The organism is Achromobacter colocynthidis (genome assembly GCF_057334535.1).
In genome coordinates this window covers 117,547-132,463 of the sequence record NZ_JBHFIZ010000024.1, presented here as the reverse complement: position 1 = coordinate 132,463, position 14,917 = coordinate 117,547, and the positions used below count along the sequence as shown (strand labels likewise).

Annotated in this window: 14 protein-coding genes; 5 read left to right on the top strand and 9 right to left on the bottom strand. The window is 63.5% G+C overall.

Translation table 11 applies throughout. The features are described from left to right. Positions 1 to 35 precede the first annotated feature (35 nt). Entirely contained in the window at positions 36 to 2,495 is a 2,460-nt protein-coding gene (locus ACE04A_RS09240; protein ID WP_485820061.1) for a penicillin acylase family protein, read from the bottom strand. 331 nt (positions 2,496 to 2,826) lie between these two features. Here ACE04A_RS09240 and ACE04A_RS09235 point away from each other — a divergent pair, with 331 nt between their 5' ends. After that, entirely contained in the window at positions 2,827 to 4,449 is a 1,623-nt protein-coding gene (locus ACE04A_RS09235; RefSeq protein WP_485820060.1) for a sulfatase family protein, read from the top strand. Between the two features lie 50 nt (positions 4,450 to 4,499). Beyond that, complete coding sequence (locus ACE04A_RS09230) at positions 4,500 to 5,468, top strand: Bug family tripartite tricarboxylate transporter substrate binding protein (RefSeq protein ID WP_448718596.1); 969 nt, start codon at positions 4,500 to 4,502, stop codon at positions 5,466 to 5,468. Between the two features lie 169 nt (positions 5,469 to 5,637). Here ACE04A_RS09230 and ACE04A_RS09225 read toward each other — a convergent pair whose 3' ends face one another. From ACE04A_RS09225 to ACE04A_RS09205, 5 genes are all read right to left on the bottom strand, one after another. After that, positions 5,638 to 5,964: a DUF4148 domain-containing protein gene (locus ACE04A_RS09225; RefSeq protein WP_259251986.1), complete on the bottom strand. Its 327-nt coding sequence runs from the start codon at positions 5,962 to 5,964 to the stop codon at positions 5,638 to 5,640. A gap of 148 nt (positions 5,965 to 6,112) precedes the next feature. Continuing rightward, a complete protein-coding gene (locus ACE04A_RS09220; RefSeq protein ID WP_448718595.1) occupies positions 6,113 to 7,198 on the bottom strand; it encodes a LuxR family transcriptional regulator in 1,086 nt (361 codons plus the stop codon). A gap of 100 nt (positions 7,199 to 7,298) precedes the next feature. Next, positions 7,299 to 8,450: an ABC transporter substrate-binding protein gene (locus ACE04A_RS09215; protein WP_485820109.1), complete on the bottom strand. Its 1,152-nt coding sequence runs from the start codon at positions 8,448 to 8,450 to the stop codon at positions 7,299 to 7,301. Next, positions 8,443 to 9,897 carry a sensor histidine kinase N-terminal domain-containing protein gene (locus tag ACE04A_RS09210; protein ID WP_448718594.1) on the bottom strand — a complete coding sequence of 485 codons (1,455 nt, stop codon included), beginning with the start codon at positions 9,895 to 9,897 and terminating at the stop codon, positions 8,443 to 8,445. Before ACE04A_RS09210 ends, ACE04A_RS09215 begins: the two co-directional genes overlap by 8 nt. A gap of 3 nt (positions 9,898 to 9,900) precedes the next feature. Continuing rightward, positions 9,901 to 10,605, bottom strand: coding sequence for a response regulator transcription factor (locus ACE04A_RS09205; protein WP_485820059.1), 705 nt, complete (start codon positions 10,603 to 10,605; stop codon positions 9,901 to 9,903). A gap of 190 nt (positions 10,606 to 10,795) precedes the next feature. Here ACE04A_RS09205 and ACE04A_RS09200 point away from each other — a divergent pair, with 190 nt between their 5' ends. Continuing rightward, a complete protein-coding gene (locus ACE04A_RS09200; protein WP_310508925.1) occupies positions 10,796 to 12,136 on the top strand; it encodes a CitMHS family transporter in 1,341 nt (446 codons plus the stop codon). Positions 12,137 to 12,173: 37 nt separating this feature from the next. Next, entirely contained in the window at positions 12,174 to 12,914 is a 741-nt protein-coding gene (locus ACE04A_RS09195) for an SDR family oxidoreductase (protein WP_279994987.1), read from the top strand. A gap of 41 nt (positions 12,915 to 12,955) precedes the next feature. Here the strand turns inward: ACE04A_RS09195 and ACE04A_RS09190 are convergent, their stop codons facing one another. After that, positions 12,956 to 13,348 (bottom strand): type II toxin-antitoxin system HicB family antitoxin, encoded by a 393-nt coding sequence (locus tag ACE04A_RS09190; protein ID WP_448718593.1) that lies wholly within the window; start codon positions 13,346 to 13,348, stop codon positions 12,956 to 12,958. Positions 13,349 to 13,397: 49 nt separating this feature from the next. Next, a complete protein-coding gene (locus tag ACE04A_RS09185; RefSeq protein ID WP_100857904.1) occupies positions 13,398 to 13,580 on the bottom strand; it encodes a type II toxin-antitoxin system HicA family toxin in 183 nt (60 codons plus the stop codon). Positions 13,581 to 13,748: 168 nt separating this feature from the next. Here ACE04A_RS09185 and ACE04A_RS09180 point away from each other — a divergent pair, with 168 nt between their 5' ends. Further along, positions 13,749 to 14,090, top strand: a complete 342-nt coding sequence (locus ACE04A_RS09180) for a hypothetical protein (RefSeq protein WP_279994991.1) — start codon at positions 13,749 to 13,751, stop codon at positions 14,088 to 14,090. 19 nt (positions 14,091 to 14,109) lie between these two features. Here the strand turns inward: ACE04A_RS09180 and ACE04A_RS09175 are convergent, their stop codons facing one another. Continuing rightward, positions 14,110 to 14,547 (bottom strand): hypothetical protein, encoded by a 438-nt coding sequence (locus ACE04A_RS09175; RefSeq protein WP_259251980.1) that lies wholly within the window; start codon positions 14,545 to 14,547, stop codon positions 14,110 to 14,112. Between the last annotated feature and the right edge of the window lie 370 nt (positions 14,548 to 14,917).

Genomic DNA, 14,917 nt, shown 5'->3' with positions numbered 1-14,917 from the left:
TTTAAGCGGCCCGGCATTTTTTCTTGCGCCGCTGGTCAGTTTCCTGACGGCTTGAGCGTCAGCGTATCTGCCCGTTCGCTATCCACCTTGGCGCGGCTGAACGCCATGGGGAAGTACTCGCCCGTGGCCCAGCCCTTGAGCAGGTCCTGGTAATGCGGGCTGCGCGGGTCCGCGGATTGGCCCGGCACGTTCTGCACACGCGAGTTATCCCAGTTCGCCACATCGATCACCTGGCGATACGACGCCCCGCTGATCTGCCGGAAATCGCTTTTGCGGAACGTCGCGCGATGCACCGTGTCGTTGTCGCCGCCCACCGCATAGCGTGGCGTGCCCCAGGCCTTGGCGGTGTCTGGCGGCAGCAGGCTGGCCAGGCTGTGTTCAAACTGGATGTGATGCAGCTTGCCCCATTGCCACTGCGTGGAATCCGGCCCCAGCTTGGCACGCAGCTTCTGCACCCCGTCATTCAGGGCTTGCAGCAACAGCGCGTCGCGGCCCCGGTCAGGCGGCGTGCCAAAGGCGGTGTCCGGCACGGCCAGCTTCTCCAGCGTCTTGCGGGTGGACAAGTCGCCGAACGCCGCACGGCCGTTCGCGGGCACGTACAGGTCCGACACCCGCTTGACGACCTCGGGCAGCCAGAAGGCGTAGATCGTGGCGGCACGCGAATCCGTTTCCATCCGGTAGTCCCAGTCCTTCAGCACGTTCAGCGCGTCGTTCACCGCCGGGTCGGCGGAGTTAAGCGACTTGGCGTAGCCGCCCAGCGTGCGCGCAGGTATCGACAGGTTGTCGTATTGCAGGTCCTGCGACTGTTGTACCGACAGGCGGCTGCCATCGGCCAGCACCTCGCGGATGCGCTGGACGCGATAGGGTTCTGCCCAGGTGCGCGCGGACATGTCCTTGTAGGCATAGTCGGCCGGCAGGTTGTATTCGTTGGCGGTGGCAACATAGCCTTCGGGCGGGTTGTACGCGCGGGGCAGGGCGCTGCCCGGCAAGACGCCGCGCCATTCGAAATCTCCGTTGCCCGGTACCGGCAACATGCCCGACCAGTCGTTACGCGGGCGTATCGGCGCGATGCTGCCGCCGAACCAGCCGATGTTGCCGTCCACGTCCGCGTACACCATGTTCTCGCTGGGCGTGTAGTGCTTTTCCATACCCGCGACGAATTCATTCCAGTTCTGCGCCTGGTTCAAACGCAGGCTGGCCAGGTAGGCCGCGGTGCCCGGATATTCCAGATAGGCCGCGCGCAACGCATATGCCTTGCGCCGCACGGGGTCTTCGTGGATGACCGGGCCGTGGCGCGTGAACTTCAATTGACGCACCGCGGCCGCCTCACCCCGCACGGGAATGGTCTCGTCCATCTGCCGCATCTTTTCCCAGCCGCCTTGATAGCGGTATTCGTTGGGGTTTGCGGGGTTGGTGTCGTAGACGTACAGGTCTTCTTCGTCGCCGAACGCAAAGATCGTCAAGCCGAAGGCGATGCGGTCGTTGTGGCCCATCGATACGCCCGGCAGCGCCGGTTCGCCGGCGCCGATCACGTTCCAGCCCGGCGCGTTCAGGTGCACCATGTAGCGCAAGGACGGCATGGCGATCGACCGGTGCGGATCGCCCGCCAGTATGGGTTTGCCGGTGTCGGTATGCTGGCCACCGATGGTCCAGTTATTGCTTTCATAGCGGGTGGCCAGCGGGTCGAAATTCGGATCCAGCGCCGCCAGCCTGCCTTCGGACAGCGCGCTGGCAAGCGCTTCGCGCTTGTCGGCGGCAAGCGGGCTGCGCGGGAAATCCGCCGCGACGAACTTTTGGCCATTGCGCGCCAGGCTGTAGTTGGCCAGCACCGACTTGTCGATCTGGCGCACATCCAGGCCGGCGGGCACCTGCAACGCCAACGGCGGCTCGAACGTGCTCAAGCCCTGCACGGCGTTCAAGCCCAGGCTGGCGACCTGCTCTGCCATCTTCACTTCCGCAGTCAGGTTGCGCGTCAGCCCGTAGATTCGGATCAGCGAGGTCTCGGGGCGCCAATAGCCAGGCAGCGTGCCGGTCAGCTTGAACTCGGGCGGCAACTGGTCGGGGTTGGCCTTTACCCAATCCACATAGGCGTTGATGCCGGCGGCAAATGAGGTCAGGATGGCCTGGCCTTCGGGGTGATAGCTGGCGAATTCGGCCTGCATGTCGCCCCGGAACAGGAACAGGCGCGCGGCGCGGTCTTGTTCGATGAAGCGCGGGCCAAACTGCTCGGCCATCTTGCCTTCACCTTGCCGGCGCCACAGGTCCAACTGCCACAGGCGGTCGCGCGCGGCAGAGAAACCCTGCGCGAAGAACAGGTCATTCTGGTTTTGCGCATAGATATGCGAGACGCCGTGGCGGTCCCGCACAATCTCCACGGGCTGTGACAGCCCGGCCATGTTGATGGTGTCTTTCTTGCCGGGCGACGCACACCCCGCCGTCAAGGCAATCAGCCCACTCGCCAGCAATGCGGCGATCCTGCGATTAAACAAACGCATGGCTCCTCCTCCAGGGTTCTTGCTTTTTTATGCCTGTGGGCCCCGGGGCCTCCTGGCGCCGGGTCAACCGCGCAAGCTCAGCTAGATCTAAACCAGTTAGCGCGGCAAAGCTGTTTTATTTGTTGAGATTTGGGATGGCTTGTAACCGTGGCATGCGCTGGCCCGCCAACCGAATCTGATGGATACATGTGTGGGCTGCAAAGCACAGTGCTAGCGGCCCCGGGAATGAGTCCTACATCCGGGGCAACAGGCTCGCAGGCGCCCATACCGCTACCCATAATGGCCGCATCAAAACAGCCAGGCCGATGTGAGCCCGAGGCAAGGAGACCCGATGCAGCCCGATATGCAGTCCAACTCGCAGTCCAACTTGCAGCCCAACTTTCTGCTCTTCATCACGGATCAGCAGCGCGCGGATCACGTGGGTAGTTACGGCAACGCCCTGCTGCAAACCCCGGCGCTGGATGCCTTGGCCGACCAGGGGTGGTCCGCCGCCCGCTTCTATGTCGCGTCCCCGATCTGCATGCCCAATCGCGCCACGTTGATGACGGGGCGCATGCCCTCGGCGCATGGGGTGCGCCACAACGGCATTGCGCTATCCCAGCGCGCAACAACGTTTGTTGAGCGGCTGCGTGACGCCGGTTACGCCACCGCGCTGGTCGGCAAATCGCACTTGCAGAACATGACGGGCATTGGCCCCGCCTGGCCGCCGGCAGGCTGCAAGCTTGCGCGGGGCGAAGCGTGGCGGCCCGAGCCTGGCGACTACGACCAAGAATGGGGGCCGATGTGGCGCGATCACCCCGGCCATGATGTGAAGACGCCGTTCTACGGCTTCGACACCGTGCGCCTGGCGCTTGATCACGGCGATCAGGTCGGTGGCCATTACGCACGCTGGCTTGCCCGCGAACACCCGGAAGTACGGCGGCTGTGGGGGGCGGAGCACGCTTTCAGCACGCCCGACTTCGTGCTGACTCAACACCGGCAGGCCTGGCGCACGCGCGTTCCCGAGGAATGCTCCACCACCGCCTACATCGGTGACCAAACCATCGCTCAACTGCGCCGGCACGCTACCGGCCAAGCCCCGTTCTTCATCCAGTGTTCATTTCCTGATCCGCACCATCCCTACACGCCGCCTGGCAAGTACTGGGACCAGTATCGGCCTGACGACGTGAAGCTTCCTGAATCGTTTCACGCCAGCCAGGCCGCCCATCATCACCCACCCCCGCACGTGGCGTGGCTGTATAGGCAGCGTGACCTGAACATGGCGGTCAAGCACACGCCGGCCGTGTTCGCCTGCACCGAACGCGAAGCGCGGGAAGCGATTGCGCTGAACTACGGTTCCATCAGCCATATCGACGCCACCATCGGCCGCGTCATGCAGGCGCTGCGGGACACGGGCCTGGACGAGAACACCGTGGTCATTTTCACGAGCGACCACGGCGACTTCTTTGGCGACCACCAGTTGTTGTTCAAAGGCCCCATCCACTACCAAAGCCTGATCCGCACGCCGTTCATCTGGCGTGATCCGCAAGCCCTGCCAGCTGCCGCGCGCAGCCAGGCGCTGTGCTCCACGGCCGATATTGCCGCCACCGTGCTGGCGCGCGCGGGGGTACCTGCCTACAACGGCATGCAAGGCCAATCCTTGCTGCCGTTGATGTCGGGCGCCACTGAGACGGTGCGCGATGCACTGCTGATCGAAGAGGAGGGCCAGCGCACGATGTTCGGCTTTCCCGGGCGTGCTCGGATGCGAACGCTGCAAACAGCGCGCCACCGCTTGAGCGTGTACGCCGACGCGGATTGGGGCGAACTGTACGACCTGCACGAAGACCCCCACGAACTGCGCAACTTATGGCACGACCCCGCTGCCGAGGCTCGGCGCGGTGAACTGCTGATGGCGCTGTCGCAAACGATGATCCGTCACGCGGAAACCAGCCCGAACCCCACGGCAATTGCGTGACACGCCCGCCCACACAGCGATGGCGGACTCTCGCCACACAGGAGGCATCCATGATCAAGTTCTCGTTGTTTTGCACGGCGTTGCTGATGGCCGGGGCCTCGGTTGCGGCGCAGGCCGAGTATCCGACGCGCCCCATCCGGCTGATTGTCAATTCCGCACCAGCCGGCCCGGTGGATATCTGCGCACGCGCCATCGCGACATACGCCGGCAAGTTGTTGGGTCAGACAGTCATCGTTGAAAATCGTCCCGGTGCATCGGGACGCATCGGCGCCCAGGCAGTCGCCAAGGCGCCACCCGATGGCTATACCCTGCTCATGACCTTGGACACCTTGCTTACCGTCAATCCCCACGTCTTCAAGGGATTGGGTGACGACGTTATCTCGCATCTGGAACCGCTCAGTGTCGCCGGCAGCTTCGGCCTGGCACTGACCGTGCAACCGGACTTGGGCGTGACGACGGTCGAAGAGTTTCTGCGTTACGCCCGTTCAACGCCCCTTGCCTATTCCTCGGCAGGCTACGGCAGCCCAGGAAACCTGGCCTTCGAGAAGTTGAAGCTGGCCACCGGCATTGAGGTCGCTCACGTCCCGTTTGGCGGGAGTCCTGGGGCCATCAATGCCTTGTTGGGGGATCAAATCCAGGTCGGCTTTTTGTCGGCCGCGGCGGTGCAACCGCACATCAAGGCCGGAAAAATGCGGGCGCTGGCGATATCGTCGCGCGAGTTGGATCCCGACCTTCCGGGCGTGCCCGTGATGGCGCAACTGGGGGTGGAATCACTGAAGGACTTTGAAGCGGAGTTTGCCTTTCTCGTCATGGCGCCACGTGGCATGCCCCCCGACGTTGCAGCGAAGTGGGACGATACCTTGGCGCAGGTGTACGCCTCGCCGGCGTTTCAGGCCAGCATTGCCAGCCTGGGCATGCGCGCGCCGTTCGGAGGTAGTGTCGAAGCCAAGAGCTGGGTAAATGCCCAGATTGGAAGTTGGGAAGAGGTCATTGAAAAAGCGGGGATAACGAGCCAGTAATTTCCATGGAACCATCGCTTTGTGCGTACCTTGGCCCATGGGGCCAGATGCCTGGCGTGATCAAGGTCAAAAGAACGTTTGCGACAGCCCGCTTGGAACGCCCGGTTGATGATGGCGGCAGACCGGAAAACTCCACTACCGGCCTTGACCGCCATGCTATCCGTCACGCTCACCACTTACCTTGATTCTGCGATGGCGTCTGCATCGTGGACGTGGCATTGCCGGGACGCACCGTGTCCACATACTTTCTATAGCTGGCGACATATGCCCCACTGTAGATGTCGGGCGTCTCGTCACCTTCCCATTTTTGCTCGACGCCGGCCTCCCGCCAGGCGGTGAGGTCGCGCATGACGTCGTCGTGGGTTTTCGGGACATCGGGCGTTTGCACGGCGGTCGTGGGGGCGACGGCCTGTTGCGCAAAAGTGGGGCCGGAGAGCAGGCCGGCGGCGGCCAACACCACCGGGACGAACATACGGAACGAAAGGACAGTCTTCATGAACGACTCCTTGATCACGATAGCAATCCCTCTCCCTCATGGCTTCGGACTCATCGTAGGGCCGCATGGGTGCCCATCGCATACCCAAAATTGATTACGCCTGGCGTGGACGCCCGGGACGGCTACCGGGGCGCATACCGCGTTTGCGCTATAGCAGGGAAGCCAGCCGCACCAATTCCGCCTGGCGGCTGCATTCCATCTTGCTCAGTAACGAGGCAACTTGCTTGCGCACCGTCAGCACGGACGACTGGCGTAGCGTGGCCACTTCTTCCACGCTGTGGCCCGCCGCCAGGCCCGCCAGCACGGCGGCTTCGGCATGGGTGATATCGAACACGGATTCCAGTTTGTCGATGTCGGGCTTGGCGAATGCGCTTTTGCGGCGCAAGCGCACCAGCAGCAAGCGGCCACCCAGCAGGCTTAGCGCATCGGGTGCGGCACTGAGGTCCATCCAGTCAAATTCCCCCCAACCCGCGGCCGTGGCCAGCGATCGCGTCTGGCCATCGTGGAAGGTGGCGGCGCAATAAATGTCGAAAAGGCGCTGGCTTTTGGCGTCGACGTGGCGCAGCCTGCCGCCACGCACGAGCCAGCCGCGCGCCTCTTCCACATAGTGTCGAGCCAGTGTCGACATCTTGTTGACCATGGACTCCTGGTTGATCAGCAGCACCGCTTCGTTGACTTCCGAAAAGGCGCTTTCCACTGATTTCCAGCCTATGGTCAAGGCCTTCTGGCGCTGTGCAAGCTGGCTTTGCAACAGGCGGAAGTAGCGGGCGAAGTCGCCTGTCTGCAGGCGCGCGCTGGCTTTGGCGTCGATGGTGGAGCGCTGGAAGCCGATGGTCGCATGCAGCACGGAGTTGGATTCGACGATCAGCGAAATGATCTGCGCCATGCGGTGCTTGAGCATGAAGTCGGCGTAGAACTCCGTGCGATGCAGTTGGGCGCTGCTGTACATGCGGGCGGTGTCCAGCCAGGTGCCGGCGGGCGCCGTGCGCGAGTCATGTTCCAGCACGTCGTGGCGGTAGTAGTGGCCTTGGTAGTCCGCGAAGCAGGCATCGGAAAAGCCGATGGCGGACAGGTTTGATAGCTTGTTGCGCGCGTCGAAGACGATAAGCGTGCCGCTGTCGGCGCCGACCAGATCACGCGCCGTGCGTAGGATGTCTTGCCAGGGCGGGTCGGGGTCGGTCAGATGGTGCACGGCCTCCATTGCGCGGGAGAAGACAATCTGATGCTTGAGCATGGTGTGTCCCCAACGTGGCCGTCGGCCCGAGCGGAAATTATGCCCGCGAATTTGCGATCATTGCGCAACATACATGCGTAATCCTGGCTGCGGAGCAGGATTAATGAACCGCTTGATGCGTGTGCACCGGGACGTTTCCATCAGGACGAGGCGGCTCGCCCGTTGGCAGGATCGCGGCCCGCCATAAATCCAGGAAATGCCGCTTCTTCAGCGCATCCAGATACACCAACAATCCCACGCCCAGCGCCATGGGGCGGATGCCCGCGGCCGGAACGACCGAGGCATTGACGGGCCGCATGCCGGATTGCTTGGCCAGCATTTCCTGCCCTCGGGGCGAGAGCAGGTAGTCGAGCAACAGCGCGCCCAGATCGCCGCGTGACGCCTGCTTTGGAATGATGGCGGAGCGCGACAGCATCAGGGTGTAGTCCTGCGGATAAATGATGGCCAGCGGGGCGCCCTGGTCGATGCGGTGCCGGGTGTAGGACTCCAGCAGGTTGTACGCCAGCGTGATCTCACCGCGTTCCAGCTTGTCCAGCGCGTCTTCCGTGGACTCGTGAGTGGTGACGACATTGCGGCCGAACGCGGCCAGCAAGGCGCCCGCCATGCTGTCCAGGCGCGTGTCCTGCGTAGCGGCCAGATAGCCGATGCCGCTGCCTTGCACGTCGTAGGTCGAAATGCTGTTGGCCAGCGGCCGGTCGGGCGCTTGCAGCAAGGAAAGCAGCGCGCGGCGCGTATGCGGCACGCGCGCGGCGGCGAGCTTTTTCGTGTTGTAGACCATGACGATGGGATCGGTGCCGATGCTGAACACCTCGTCGCGCCAATTCGCCCAGGCGGGCAGGGCGCGCGTTTCCGGCGATACGTGGCGTTGCGCATAGCCGTCGTTGACGAGCTTGGTCTGTAGATCCATGGCGCTGCTGATGATCAGGTCGGGGCCGCGCTTGGCCGTGGCGTCGTCCTGCGCGCGTGCGACCGTGTCCTGGTAGAGCTGCTGCGTGGACAGTTCGGTGTATTCCAGCCGCACGCCGGGGTTCAGCCGGCCGAAGTCTTCCAGCACACCCTTGAACACCTGCACGCTGTTGGACGCATGCAGGATCAGCACGTTCTTGCTGTCCGCGGGCCCAAGCGTCAGGCCGTCGCGGCTGACTTCGGCGGCTGTCGCGTTGCTCACGGTCGCCATGGCCGCCCCGGTCGCGACCGACAGAAAGGCGGTGGCGCCAAGCAGCCTGCCCACCCATGCCAGCGCGCTATGCATCACGACGGCTCGCCGGTAAGGTGATGACCGCATCCAGCCCGCCGCCCACGCGGTTGCTCAAGCTGAGTTTGCCTTGATGGATTTCGACAACGCGCTTGACGATGGACAGACCCAGCCCCGCGCCTGAGGTGCGCGGGTTAGGGCCGCGCGTGAAGCGTTCGAACGCGGCATTGGCCAGCGCGGGCGGGATGCCCGGCCCGGGGTCGGAGACGGTGATGCGCCAGCCGTTATCGTGGGCGTCGAGGGTGATGTCGATGTGGTCGTCGATGTGCCCGTCGTTGGGGCTGGAGATGGAGTTGGAAATTTGGGCGCCGTGTCGCAAGGCGTTGTCGATCAGGTTCTTGAAGGCTTCGCGCAGCATCAGGCTGTCGCCCAGAATGGTTGGCGTTTGGCGGCCAGATTCCTGGCCGGATGCGGCATCGGGCAGGTGCAGCCGCACGTCGGGCTGGGGGGCGGCTTGCGGCACGGTGTCATAGGCGGCTTGGCGCAGCAGTTCGGCCAGGTCGACCGCTTGAAACTGCTTGACGTTGCTGCGGTGGGTGACGCTGGCGTCGCTAAGCAGTTGGTTGACCAGCCGCGATAGTTTCTCGGCATTGCGCAAGACGGCCAGCAGGCTGCGGCGCTGTTCGGCGGGGTCGTCTTCATCCAGCGCCACTTCCATCTGTGCATGCAGCGCGGCCAGCGGCGTGCGCAACTGGTGGGCGGCTTCGGCGATGAACAGGCGCAAGGTGTCGAGGTTGTCGGATAGCCGGGCCATGAAGCCGTCCAGCGAATGCACCAGCGTATCCAGTTCCTGGGGCACGGGCGCGGCGATCGGATGCAGGTCGGACGCGCTGCGCGTGGCCAACTCGTGTTCGATGCGCTGGATGGGCGACAGGGAACGTTGCAGGCCCCAGTAGGCCAGCGCCAGCGCCGCGCCGGTGAAACCGATCAGCGCCAAAGTGCCTTGCCAGAGGATGCTGTCGGCCAGCGCATTGCGGGCTTCACGGGTTTGCGCAACCTGGATCACGGCAGCCTCGGCACTACGCGGCCCGGCAATCTTGCGTTCCATCCAGGCAACCCGCACGGGCTCGCCCTGATACCGGGTGGTGTACAGCTCAGGCGTATCGTCGGCGTCTTGGCGGTCCGGCGCCGCGGGCAGGTCGGCGTAACCGGAAATCAGCGATCCCGCCGTGGTCGCAACGCGATAGAACACGCGGTCGCGCGGCGCCTGTTCCAACAAGGCCAGCGCGGCGTAGGGCATGTCCATCTGCCATTCGCCTTGCACCAGTTGCAAGCTGTCGGCCATGGACAGGACCGACGCGCGCAGCAATTGGTCGTAGGTGGTGTCCGCGGTTTGCTGGGCATAGCCGCGCACCAGCAGGTAGAGCGCAGCCAAGCCCACGGCGAACAGCGTCAGCAGCATCGCCAACAGGCGGCGTCGGATGGAAATGCGGCCAAGCTTCACGGGCTAGTCCTGCGGCGTGCCGGCCGCGGGATTGTCCGGCGGGGCGGTGGACGTCAGCAGGTAACCGGTGCCGCGCTGCGTTTCGATGCGTAGCGGCGAGCCTTCCAGCTTGCGGCGCAGCCGGGCGATGTAGACCTCGATGGCGTTGGGCGCGGCGTCGTCATCGAAGGCGAAGAGCTTGTTGGCAATCTCGGTCTTGCTGACGGCGCGGTTCATGCCGGCCAGCAGAATCTCAAGCAGGCTGTATTCGCGCTTGGGCAGGTCGATGCGCTGTCCGCCCAGCGACACGTGGCGCGCGGCGCTGTCGATGATCAGGTCGCCAAAGCGCAGGACGCCGGCGGCTTGCGCGCTGGGCCGGCGCAGCAAGGCGCGGCAGCGGGCTTCCAGTTCGCGGAAATCAAAGGGCTTGGCCAGATAATCGTCGGCGCCGGTATCCAGCGCGTGGACGCGGTCTTCGATGTCGATGCGGGCCGTCAGCGCCAGTACCGGCGTCTTGCTGCCCCGGTCGCGCAGGCGGTGCAGGATGTCAAAGCCTGACATGCGGGGCAGGCCGATATCCAGGATGACCAGGTCGAAGGTTTCGTATTGCAGCACGCCGTCGGCGCTCAGGCCGTCGTTTTGAAGGTCCACGGCATGGCCGAGACGGCGCAGCCGGCGGACGAGGGCGTCGGCCAGATCCTCGTCGTCTTCGATCACCAGGATGCGCATCGGCTGATTGTAGCTGCGTCCGATCCAGCCATTTTCCCCCGGGGCGGCCGCCTGCGGAAAGGTGCAAAGCGCCGCTTGAGGTTTGAAAAAACGACAGGTTCCAGACAGCTTTTCTTCCTAGTCTTCTGCACCTGCCTCCCTTGCTGGAGGCGGCGCCACACATAACAACGACTAGTCGGAGATACCCCTCATGCTGTTGACCCTGCTTGGCTTTGGCATGGTGATCACGTTCATGACGTTGATCATGACCAAGCGCCTGTCGCCCTTGGTCGCCCTGATTCTTGTCCCCATTATTTTTGCATTGCTGGGCGGCTTTGGCGCCGGCATCGACAAGATGATGCTGGACGGCATCCGCAAGATTGCGCCCACCGGCGTGATGCTGATGTTCGCCATCCTGTATTTCGGGGTGATGATCGACGCCGGACTGTTCGATCCCATCGTCGGCCGCATCCTGCGCGCCGTGAAGGGCGACCCGCTGAAAATCGTGGTGGGCACGACGGTGCTGGCGCTGGTGATCTCCTTGGATGGCGACGGCTCGACCACCTACATGATCGTGGTGGCCTCGATGCTGCCGCTGTACCGCCGCCTGAAGATGAACGCGCTGTCCATGACCTGCCTGGCCATGCTGGCCAGCGGCGTCATGAACCTGACGCCATGGGGCGGGCCGACCGCGCGTGCCGCCAGCGCCCTGCATGTGGACGCGGGAGACATCTTTATTCCGCTGGTGCCGGTGATGGGCGTGGCGATCGTGGCGCTGCTGATCCTGGCGTTCATGCTGGGCCTGAAAGAGCGCCGCCGCCTGGGCGTGCTGTCGCTGCCGGAGGGCGCGTCGCTGCATGCCGGCTACGACGAGGACGGCCCCAAGAACCTGCCTGAAATCGAAGTCGACCATGACCTGCGCCGCCCCAAGCTGCTGTGGGTGAACGCCGGCCTGACGCTGGCGCTGATGGTCAGCCTGGTGATGGGCGTCCTGCCGCTGCCGGTGCTGTTCATGATCGCGTTCGCGATCGCCCTGATCATCAACTATCCGAACCTGGCCGAACAACGCCGCCGCGTTGCGCAGCACGCGGGCAATGTGCTGTCGGTGGTGTCGCTGATTTTCGCGGCGGGCATCTTCACGGGCATTTTGTCCGGCACGGGCATGGTGGAAGCCATGTCGCGCAGCCTGCTTGCCGTGATTCCGGATGCGATGGGCCCGTACCTGGCGGTCATTACCGCGCTGGTCAGCCTGCCGTTCACGTTCTTCATGTCGAACGACGCTTTCTACTTCGGGGTGTTGCCCATTCTGAGCGAAGCGGCGCAGGGCTATGGCATTTCGGCCGTTGAAATGGCGCGCGCGTCGCTCATCGGGCAACCGGTGCACTTGCTGAGCCCGTTGGTGCCGTCCACCTACCTGCTGGTGGGCCTGGCCGGCGTGGAATTCGGCGACCACCAACGCTATTCGCTGAAGTGGGCCACGCTGGTCTGCATGGTGATGCTGGTAGCCGCCCTGGCGTTTGGCCTGTTCCCGCTTGTGGGCGCGGTCGCTTGATTCGCGGCGCTTGCCGCACATTGATTAAGGAGTGGTCATGGCTTTGCGTATCGCTTATGTCACCAGCGGAATGGGCCACACGGGCACCGCGATCTGCCAGGCGCTGCATCAGGCGGGACACCGTGTGGTGGCCGGCTGCGGCCCGCGTTCGTCGCGCCGGGATAGCTGGTTGAAGGAACAGAAGTCCCTGGGCTACGACTTCGTCGCGTCCGAGGGCGACGCCACCGACTGGGCATCAACCGAGGCGGCGTTCGCGAAAGTACGCCGCGAAGTCGGCGAGATCGACGTGCTGGTCAACAACGCCGGGTCGATGCTGGACATGCGCTTTCGCCAGATGGGGTATGCCGACTGGGCCGCGGTGCTGCGCAGCAATCTGGACACGCTGTTCAACAGCACCAAGCAGGTGGTCGACAGCATGGCCGACCGGGGCTGGGGGCGCATCATCAACATTGGTTCGGTGGCGGCGGAAAAAGGCCAGATCGGCCAGATCAATTACGCCACGGCCAAGGGCGCGGTGATCGGCTTCACGCGGTCGCTGGCGCAGGAAGTGGCCGCGCGCGGCGTCACGGTGAACCTGGTGTCGCCAGGCTTCATCGCCGACGACACCGTGAAGGCGTTTCCGCCAGCGCTGCTGGATCGCATCATCGAAAGCGTGCCGGTCGGACGCCTGGGCACCGCCCACGACCTGGCCGGGCTGTGCGCCTGGCTAGCCTCCGACGAGGCCGCCTTCGTGACGGGCGCCAACTACGCGATCAACGGCGGCGTGTATATGAGCTGAAGGCGGGGGGCGGGTGTGGGCCTCTCTGCTAGTCGCTGAATCTAGTGCGTCAATGCCAGATGAGCGATGTAGCCAGATCGGCTTTCTCCCGCCGCACGCGCTTTGGCGTCGATCCTTGCAAGGATTCGGCGGGGCAGCGTGATGTTGATGCGTTCGATGGTGTCGTCCATGACGGCCGGATCGATTTCAACGATGGCCCAAACCCAGCCCGCGAATTCCGGATTCGTTTGGTGACCCGCAATGCTGGTGGCAACGGGTACGGGGGTGCCGCTATCCAACGCGGTTTCAATCCACAGCTCGATCGCTTCTTTTGCGTTCTCGATAGCTTCGTCTATGCCTGAGTCGGCGGCGGAAAAGCAGCCCGGCAGATCCGGCACGACGACGCCCCACGCTTGCGTCTCGCTGCCGGGTTCAATGGCGATTGGATATTTCATGAGTTTCCTTGGCAAGCCATGTGCGGACCAATGGTCCAGCGATACCGGGCTACTTCAGGCCGGCTTGCGTCAGCAGTTTCGTAACCAGTCCGATCCCCAAGTCTTTCTTGGGGTGAGGCACGCTGATATGCCCAGCTTTTTGCGGGTGGACGAAAATGTGATGCGAGCCTTTCGCATGTCGGAATACCCAGCCCGCTTGGCGAAGCTGTCTGATGATCTCGCGGCTGTTCATGATGTGTACCATACACACCAAACAATTGGGAAGGGGCCAAATGGGTCGTTTATCGGACCCAGTTACGCGAACCGGCGCTCACGTGGGGCGATCCTGGCCCGGATTGATTCGCGAGCAAGGTCCCTATGCAAAAATGCACCGTTTTGAATTTCAACAGGGAGCGGTTCGATGCAAGCTAAGTGGTTGGCGGTGGCAGGCGCGGCGGCTGTGTTGGCGCTGGCGGGATGCGGCAAGAAAAATGAATACCCCGAGAGTGTTCGCCGCGTGACCTATAGCGCCTGCGTGGAAGGCTTCAAGAAAAGCGCGGGCGCGTTGCCCGATGTCGATGCGCGCTCAGAGGCCTATTGCAATTGCGTGCTGGACGGTTTGCAAAAGTCCGTGCCGCTCAAGGACTACACCGCCTATGACCGCATGTTGATCACCAACGAAAAAGGCGCGGAACGCGATCGGATCGAAGCCCTGGTCAATGGCGTCGTGAATATGTGCGTGGCAGAGCAGACGCAAAAGTAGTGCTGCTTGCCGGCCGCGTCTAGCGGCCCAGCTTCATCGACACATCCGTATGCGTGCCACGGTCCAGATCCGCGCCCAGGGGCTGATCCCACTCGGGCAGGTTCAGCAGTTCCTTGCTGACTTCGCCCGCTTCGATGCGGCGTGCGATGTCGTCCAGCAACTGCGTACGGGTAGCAAAGCCCTTGCCTTGCAGATCGCGGGCAAAGAGCCGGTACGTCAGGTTGGGTTCCTCGCCCTTCATGACGCCCAGGTCCAGGATGCGGCCTTGCTCATTGCGCATCAGCAAATGTCCGGGCCGCGCATAGATGCGGTAAATGCGCCATGGCGAAGCGATGGCGGCGTGGTCGCGCTGCGGCTCGCGCCTGGGCTCGCCACCCGGGGCAGGGCGCGGCGCTGAGGGCAGCAACTTGACGCAGGCGTTGGCGAATTTGGCGATTGACCTTCGGATCGCGCTCACGCTGGAACCGAGATCCGCGCGTGTGCGAGGAAAGACCGTTGTGTGCTGGGGCGGGCGCGCGCGTAGCGCTTGCGGTGGTGGTGCATGGCCATACTCCTGTATGGCGATACGGCGAGGTGACGCGCGTTCAAGCACCATTGCGCCAGCATACGCGCTTTATCGTTCGGGTATACGCTTATCCAGGCTTCGTTACTCAATAGGGCAACGCCAAGGGATCTTCCCAGACCCTTATTACGCAATGATTTCATTAATAAGCGTTTATTTTTCGCGTAACTGATGCTTGCGTGGTAATTGGAAACGCCAATTGACATTACCCACCCCTGCACCCATAGTGGATATGAAGCTTTTCGAGCATCGTGATTTTCGTCCG

Excerpts from the sequence above, each read along its gene's own strand:
- ACE04A_RS09240 (WP_485820061.1), bottom strand. The coding sequence starts at position 2,495 with ATGCGTTTGTTTAATCGCAGGATCGCCGCATTGCTGGCGAGTGGGCTG.
- ACE04A_RS09235 (WP_485820060.1), top strand. The coding sequence starts at position 2,827 with ATGCAGCCCGATATGCAGTCCAACTCGCAGTCCAACTTGCAGCCCAAC.
- ACE04A_RS09230 (WP_448718596.1), top strand. The coding sequence starts at position 4,500 with ATGATCAAGTTCTCGTTGTTTTGCACGGCGTTGCTGATGGCCGGGGCC.
- ACE04A_RS09225 (WP_259251986.1), bottom strand. The coding sequence starts at position 5,964 with ATGAAGACTGTCCTTTCGTTCCGTATGTTCGTCCCGGTGGTGTTGGCC.
- ACE04A_RS09220 (WP_448718595.1), bottom strand. The coding sequence starts at position 7,198 with ATGCTCAAGCATCAGATTGTCTTCTCCCGCGCAATGGAGGCCGTGCAC.
- ACE04A_RS09215 (WP_485820109.1), bottom strand. The coding sequence starts at position 8,450 with ATGCATAGCGCGCTGGCATGGGTGGGCAGGCTGCTTGGCGCCACCGCC.
- ACE04A_RS09205 (WP_485820059.1), bottom strand. The coding sequence starts at position 10,605 with ATGCGCATCCTGGTGATCGAAGACGACGAGGATCTGGCCGACGCCCTC.
- ACE04A_RS09200 (WP_310508925.1), top strand. The coding sequence starts at position 10,796 with ATGCTGTTGACCCTGCTTGGCTTTGGCATGGTGATCACGTTCATGACG.
- ACE04A_RS09195 (WP_279994987.1), top strand. The coding sequence starts at position 12,174 with ATGGCTTTGCGTATCGCTTATGTCACCAGCGGAATGGGCCACACGGGC.
- ACE04A_RS09190 (WP_448718593.1), bottom strand. The coding sequence starts at position 13,348 with ATGAAATATCCAATCGCCATTGAACCCGGCAGCGAGACGCAAGCGTGG.
- ACE04A_RS09185 (WP_100857904.1), bottom strand. The coding sequence starts at position 13,580 with ATGAACAGCCGCGAGATCATCAGACAGCTTCGCCAAGCGGGCTGGGTA.
- ACE04A_RS09180 (WP_279994991.1), top strand. The coding sequence starts at position 13,749 with ATGCAAGCTAAGTGGTTGGCGGTGGCAGGCGCGGCGGCTGTGTTGGCG.